Consider the following 6,131-nt stretch of genomic DNA (forward strand, 5'->3'; position numbering starts at 1 on the left):
GCCCATGCTAGTGGCGGCTTCCACGGCACGGCGAAATGTCCCATCCCCGCGTGGGCAGGAATCCGAGTGTACGCAGGCGACGGGCCATGTCCGGAAGCGCCACTCGCACGGTGAGATGGCCGGCGCGACGTGGTCAGCGCCGCGGCGCCACGGCGACCCGGTCCCCGGCCAGCAGGAAGGCGATCTTGTCGACGTCGTCCGCCGGAGACGGCGCGAGATCGAACCGCTGGAACAGGTCGCGTACGCCGCCGGGGTCGACGTCCTCGCCCGGCCGAAGGCCCAGCGCCTGCCGGATCGTCTCGGCGTGGATGCGCCGCCCGCCGAGCCGGTCCCAGCGCTCCGTGACGAGCGCCGCCTGCGCGCCGAAGGTGGCCAGCTCGGTGCGGGTGGCGGGGATCCCGGCGGAGCGCGCCCGGCCCAGGTCGGCGATCCTCGCGGAGGCCTCCTCGGGTGTCGTCGGCCGCAGGATGTGCGTCGACGGATACTCGTACGTCGGCCAGAACCACTTCCCCGAGGCCCGGCGCAGCGCGAACTTCCCGTGGTGGCCCCCGAGGGAGAAACGCGGCCGGGCCCGCTGGTCGAGCCACGAGGTGGGCTGGTTGCGCAGCGCCGCGAGCCGGGTCGTGATCTCGGGCAGCGGCGCCTCGACGGGGTGCGGTGCCCGGCGCCAGGGCAGGTCGGGGTCGGCCGAGAGCGAGACCGCGCCGGGGAGGTCGTCGCCGTAGGAGGCGAGCAGCGTCATCGGGTCGGTGTCGGGCAGCCCCCGCTCGCGCGCCCATCTGCGGCGTACGTCCTCGCGGGCGGGGAGCAGGTTGTCCAGCCAGGCGCGGGCGGCTCCCGGGTTCAGGGCGGGGCCGGTGCGGGGGAGGGAGAGCGAGATGGGCGTCGGGCCGGCGGTCTCGGCGTAGGTGAAGTCGATCCGGTCGCCGACCTGGCGGAAGGTGCCCATCCGGCGGCGGCCGGCGAAGGCGTACAGCTCTCGCATCAGGGGCCGGTCAGACAGCGGGCCAGGACGGCGTCGAGGTCGACGTCCTCCAGGGGCGGGGCGATCGGGGAGAGCTGCGTGGGCGCCAGGTAGACGTCGAGGACGTCCAGCAGCGCGAGCGCCTTGCCGAGCTCGGCGCGCGGGTGACCGGACTCGACGTCGACCACGAACCGCCGGCCCACGCCGGCCCGGTGCGCTAAGTCGCTCTGGGTGAGTCCGGCGCGGCGCCGGGCGGAGCGCACGGCTGACCCGAAGGCGGCCGGTGAGGTCAGGTACGGCGACGGCACGATGAACACTCTACGTGATGTTCCCGTACGGGAACATCGCTGCGTTATGCGCTGTGACCGGTCTCGAACCGCTGCTTACAGTGCCGAACATGAAGATCACCGTTGTCGGCGTGGGCTACGTCGGGATGTCGCTCGCCGTCCTGCTCGCCCAGAAGCACGACGTCGTCGTCCTGGACATCTCCCAGGAGCGGGTCGACCTGGTCAACGCGGCCAGGACCCCGATCGAGGACGCCGAGATCACCAGCTTCCTGGCCACCAAGGAGCTCGGCCTGCGCGCGACCCTCGACAAGGAGGACGCCTACGCGGACGCCGCGTACGTCATCGTCGCCACCCCGACGAACTACGACGAGGCCTCGAACTACTTCGACACCTCCACCGTCGACAGCGTGATCGCCGACGCCGTGACCTACGCGCCGGAGGCGGCGATCGTGGTGAAGTCGACCATCCCGGTCGGCTACATCGCGGCCAAGCGCGAGCAGCACCCCGAGGTGACGCTCTTCTTCAGCCCCGAGTTCCTTCGCGAGGGCAAGGCGCTCCACGACAACCTGCACCCCTCCCGCATCGTCGTCGGCGACGACTCCCCGGCGGCGAAGGGCTTCGCCGAGCTGCTGCTCGAGGGCTCGCTCGAGCCCGACGTACCGGTGCTGATGACCGGCGCCACCGAGGCCGAGGCGATCAAGCTGTTCGCCAACACCTACCTGGCGCTGCGGGTCGCCTACTTCAACGAGCTGGACACCTACGCCGCCACCCACGGGCTCAACACGACCCAGATCATCGAAGGCGTCGGCCTGGACCCCCGGATCGGCTCGCACTACAACAACCCGAGCTTCGGCTACGGCGGCTACTGCCTGCCCAAGGACACCAAGCAGCTGCAGGCCAACTACCAAGACGTCCCGCAGAACCTCATCTCGGCGATCGTCGAGGCCAACACCACGCGCAAGGACTTCGTCGCCACCGACGTCCTGCGGCGCGAGCCGAAGGTGGTCGGGGTCTACCGGCTGATCATGAAGTCCGGCTCGGACAACTTCCGCGAGTCCTCGATCCAGGGAGTGATGAAGCGGATCAAGGCCAAGGGCGTCGAGGTGGTCATCTACGAGCCCGAGCTCGACGAGCCGGAGTTCTTCCACTCCGAGATCATCAAGGACCTCGACGAGTTCAAGCAGCGGGCCGACGTGATCATCGCCAACCGGCGCACCGACGTGCTCGCCGATGTCGCCGACAAGGTCTACACGCGCGACATCTACGGGCGCGACTGAGGCCCTCCGGCGGAAGAGTTCTGCTCCCGTGGGCGACCTGCGGGTAACGGACCGGTGAACATCGGTTCGCAATGAACCGTGCGCGGATGCGTACAGTTATGGTCGCGTCTTCTGTTCAGTTCTAGGAATGAGGCAACATCATGGCTGGTGACTCCGAGACCCGCCCCTGGGGTTCGTGGCACGTCATCGACATCGGTCCGGGCTACAAGGTCAAGCGGATCGAGGTGCTGCCCAACAGCCGCCTCTCCTACCAGACCCACACGCACCGCTCCGAGCACTGGGTGGTCATTTACGGCAAGGCGACCTGCATCATCGACGGCGTGACCACCATCGCCGGCCCCGGTGAGTCCGTCGACGTCGCCGTCGGCCAGGCCCACCGGATCTGCAACGAGACCGACGAGCCGCTCTCGATCATCGAGGTCCAGCGCGGTGGCTACACCGGCGAGGACGACATTGTCCGCCTCGAGGACGACTTCGGCCGCGCAGAGGCCGAGCAGAAGGTGGCCGCGGAGGCCTGATTCCGCTCAGGCCAGCAGGCCGAGCAGGTACTTCCCGTAGCCGCTCTTCAGCAGCGGCTGGGCGAGCCGGGAGAGCTCCTCGTCGGAGAGCCAGCCCTGGCGCCAGGCGACCTCCTCGGGGGCGCCGATCTTGGTGCCCTGGCGGTGCTCGATGGCGCGGATGAAGTTGGCGGCCTCGTTGAGGTCCTCGAGGGTGCCGGTGTCGAGCCACGCGGTGCCGCGCGGCAGCACCTCGACAGAGAGCGTGCCGGCCTCGAGGTAGATCCGGTTGAGGTCGGTGATCTCGAGCTCGCCGCGCGCGGACGGCTTCAGGTTGCGGGCGTGCCCGATGACCGAGCTGTCGTAGAAGTAGAGACCGGGGACGGCGTACGGGCTCTTCGGCTTCTCGGGCTTCTCCTCCAAGGAGATGGCCTTGCGGTTCTCGTCGAACTCGACGACGCCGTAGGCGCGCGGGTCGGCGACGCGGTAGCCGAAGACGGCGCCGCCCGTGATCGTCTTGAAGCGGGCCAGCTGGGTGCCGAGGCCGGGGCCGTAGAAGATGTTGTCGCCCAGGACGAGACCGACACCGTCCTCGGACTCGTCGAGGAAGCCGACGTCGGCGCCGATCGTGAACGCCTGGGCGAGGCCGTCGGGGGAGGGCTGCTCGGCGTAGCTGATGTTGACGCCGAGATGGCTGCCGTCACCCAGGAGCCGGTGGAACCCGGAGGCCTCGTGGGGCGTCGTGATCACCAGGATGTCCCGGATCCCGGCCAGCATCAGCGTGGTCAGCGGGTAGTAGATCATCGGCTTGTCGTAGATCGGCATCAACTGCTTGCTGATCGCGAGTGTGATCGGGTGCAGACGTGAGCCGGTGCCTCCGGCAAGGATGATCCCCTTCATGGTCAGTTGATCCTACGGATGTTCACCCCACGTTCTAGGGAACCCACCGGGGCGAGGCGACCACCGGGTGGTTAATTCTGCCTACGATGAACCGGTGAGACGGATTCTTGTGACAGGCGGGGCCGGGTTCATCGGCTCCAACTTCGTGCACCACCTCGTGGCCAACACCGATGCGTACGTGACGGTGCTCGACAAGCTGACCTATGCCTCCTCGGAGGCATCGCTGGCGGGGCTCCCGGAGGATCGGGTGAAGCTCGTGGTCGGCGACATCGCGGAGGCCGCGGTCGTCGAGCCGCTGGTGGCGGAGTCGGATGCCGTGGTGCACTACGCGGCCGAGTCGCACAACGACAACTCGCTCTCCGACCCGGCTCCGTTCGTCCAGACCAACATCGTCGGCACCTTCGTGCTCCTCGAGGCGGTCCGGCGTCACGACGTACGTTTCCACCACGTCTCCACCGACGAGGTCTACGGCGACCTGGACCTCGATGACCCGAAGCGGTTCACCGAGGACACGCCCTACCAGCCGTCCTCGCCCTACTCGGCCTCCAAGGCCGGCTCCGACCACCTCGTCCGCGCCTGGGTGCGCTCCTTCGGCGTACGCGCGACGATCTCCAACTGCTCCAACAACTACGGCCCCTGGCAGCACGTCGAGAAGTTCATCCCGCGTCAGATCACCGAGGTGATCGAGGGGCGCCGGCCGCGCGTCTACGGCGACGGGCTCAACGTGCGCGACTGGATCCACACCGACGATCACTCCTCGGCGGTCTGGACGATCCTGGAGAAGGGCCGGATCGGGGAGACGTACCTGATCGGTGCGGACGGCGAGAAGTCCAACGTCGACGTCGTCCGCGCGATCCTGCGTCACTTCGGGCGTCCCGAGGACGACATCGAGTGGGTCACCGACCGCGCCGGCCACGACCGTCGCTACGCGATCGAGTCCGGCAAGCTGCGCAGCGAGCTCGGCTGGGAGCCGAAGTACCAGGACTTCGACAAGGGCCTGGCCGCGACGATCGCCTGGTACCAGGAGAACGAGGCCTGGTGGTCGCCGCTCAAGCACGAGACCGAAGCCAAGTACGCCGCGAAGGGGCAGTGATCTCGGTGGCTGAGCTTCGTGTCGAGGAGACCCCGATCCCGGGTCTCCTGGTGGTCCATCTGCCCGTGCACGGTGACGCCCGCGGCTGGTTCAAGGAGAACTGGCAGCGCCAGAAGATGGTCGAGCTGGGGCTCCCCGACTTCGGGCCGGTGCAGAACAACATGTCCTTCAACGCCGCTCGCGGAGCGACCCGAGGGATCCACACCGAGCCGTGGGACAAGTTCGTCTCCGTCGCGTGCGGGCGGGTGTTCGCGGCGTGGGTCGACATGCGTGAGGGGACGTCCTTCGGAGCGACCTTCTCGATCGAGATCGGCCCGGAGACCGGGGTCTTCGTGCCGCGTGGGGTCGGCAACTCCTACCAGGCGCTGGAGGACCGCACCGTCTACTCCTACCTGGTCAACGACCACTGGCGTCCCGGGTTCGCCTACCCGGCGCTCAACCTCGCCGACGAGACCGCCGCGATCCCGTGGCCGATCCCGTTGGAGTCGGCCGAGATCTCCGAGAAGGATCTCGCCAACCCGCGCTTGGCCGAGATCACCCCGATGAAGCCGAAGAAGACCCTGATCATCGGCGCCAACGGCCAGCTCGGCCGGGCCCTCGTGTCGGTCTTCCCGGATGCGGACGCGGTCGACCTCGACGAGCTCGACATCTCCGACGAGAAGGCGGTCGCGGCCTGGCCGTGGCCCGACTACCAGCTCGTCCTCAACGCCGCCGCCTACACGGCCGTCGACGTCGCCGAGACGGCCGACGGCCGGCGTACCGCCTGGGCCGCCAACGCGACGGCTCCCGCGCTGCTCGCCCGGGTCGCCACCGAGCACCGGCTGACCCTGGTGCACTACTCCACCGAGTACGTCTTCGACGGCACCGCCACCGAGCACACCGAGGACGAGCCGGTCTCGCCCCTCGGCGTCTACGCCCAGTCCAAGGCCGCCGGCGACATCGCGGTCGCCGGCACCGCTCGTCACTACATCCTGCGCACCTCCTGGGTCGTCGGCGACGGCAAGAACTTCGTACGCACCATGGCGGCTCTCGCCGAGAAGGGCGTATCGCCCACCGTGGTCGACGACCAGATCGGCCGGCTCACCTTCACCGACACCCTCGCCGCGGCCACCG

The 6,131-nt window shown here is 68.8% G+C and carries 7 protein-coding genes; 4 read left to right on the top strand and 3 right to left on the bottom strand.

Annotated features, from left to right (window positions below):
- Positions 1–133 precede the first annotated feature (133 nt).
- Positions 134–985 (bottom strand): HipA N-terminal domain-containing protein, encoded by an 852-nt coding sequence (locus ABTX24_RS20255; RefSeq protein ID WP_350842098.1) that lies wholly within the window; start codon positions 983–985, stop codon positions 134–136.
- Entirely contained in the window at positions 985–1,272 is a 288-nt protein-coding gene (locus ABTX24_RS20260) for a helix-turn-helix transcriptional regulator (protein WP_350842100.1), read from the bottom strand. The genes ABTX24_RS20255 and ABTX24_RS20260 overlap by 1 nt, the downstream gene beginning before the upstream one ends.
- Positions 1,273–1,361: 89 nt before the next feature.
- Between ABTX24_RS20260 and ABTX24_RS20265 the strand changes: the two genes are divergently transcribed.
- Positions 1,362–2,528: a nucleotide sugar dehydrogenase gene (locus tag ABTX24_RS20265; RefSeq protein WP_350842102.1), complete on the top strand. Its 1,167-nt coding sequence runs from the start codon at positions 1,362–1,364 to the stop codon at positions 2,526–2,528.
- A 140-nt stretch (positions 2,529–2,668) separates the two neighbouring features.
- A complete protein-coding gene (locus ABTX24_RS20270; protein WP_350842104.1) occupies positions 2,669–3,046 on the top strand; it encodes a phosphomannose isomerase type II C-terminal cupin domain in 378 nt (125 codons plus the stop codon).
- Between the two features lie 6 nt (positions 3,047–3,052).
- Here ABTX24_RS20270 and rfbA read toward each other — a convergent pair whose 3' ends face one another.
- Positions 3,053–3,925 (bottom strand): glucose-1-phosphate thymidylyltransferase RfbA, encoded by an 873-nt coding sequence (rfbA, locus tag ABTX24_RS20275; RefSeq protein WP_350842106.1) that lies wholly within the window; start codon positions 3,923–3,925, stop codon positions 3,053–3,055.
- Positions 3,926–4,019: 94 nt separating this feature from the next.
- Between rfbA and rfbB the strand changes: the two genes are divergently transcribed.
- Together rfbB and ABTX24_RS20285 are read left to right on the top strand one after the other, a co-directional pair.
- Positions 4,020–5,018 (top strand): dTDP-glucose 4,6-dehydratase, encoded by a 999-nt coding sequence (gene rfbB, locus ABTX24_RS20280; RefSeq protein WP_160026785.1) that lies wholly within the window; start codon positions 4,020–4,022, stop codon positions 5,016–5,018.
- Positions 5,019–5,023: 5 nt separating this feature from the next.
- A partial coding sequence (locus ABTX24_RS20285) for a sugar nucleotide-binding protein (RefSeq protein WP_350842108.1) occupies positions 5,024–6,131 on the top strand: 1,108 nt, incomplete at its 3' end.

It is taken from the genome of Nocardioides sp. NPDC127514 (assembly GCF_040302125.1).
Lineage (GTDB): Bacteria > Actinomycetota > Actinomycetes > Propionibacteriales > Nocardioidaceae > Nocardioides.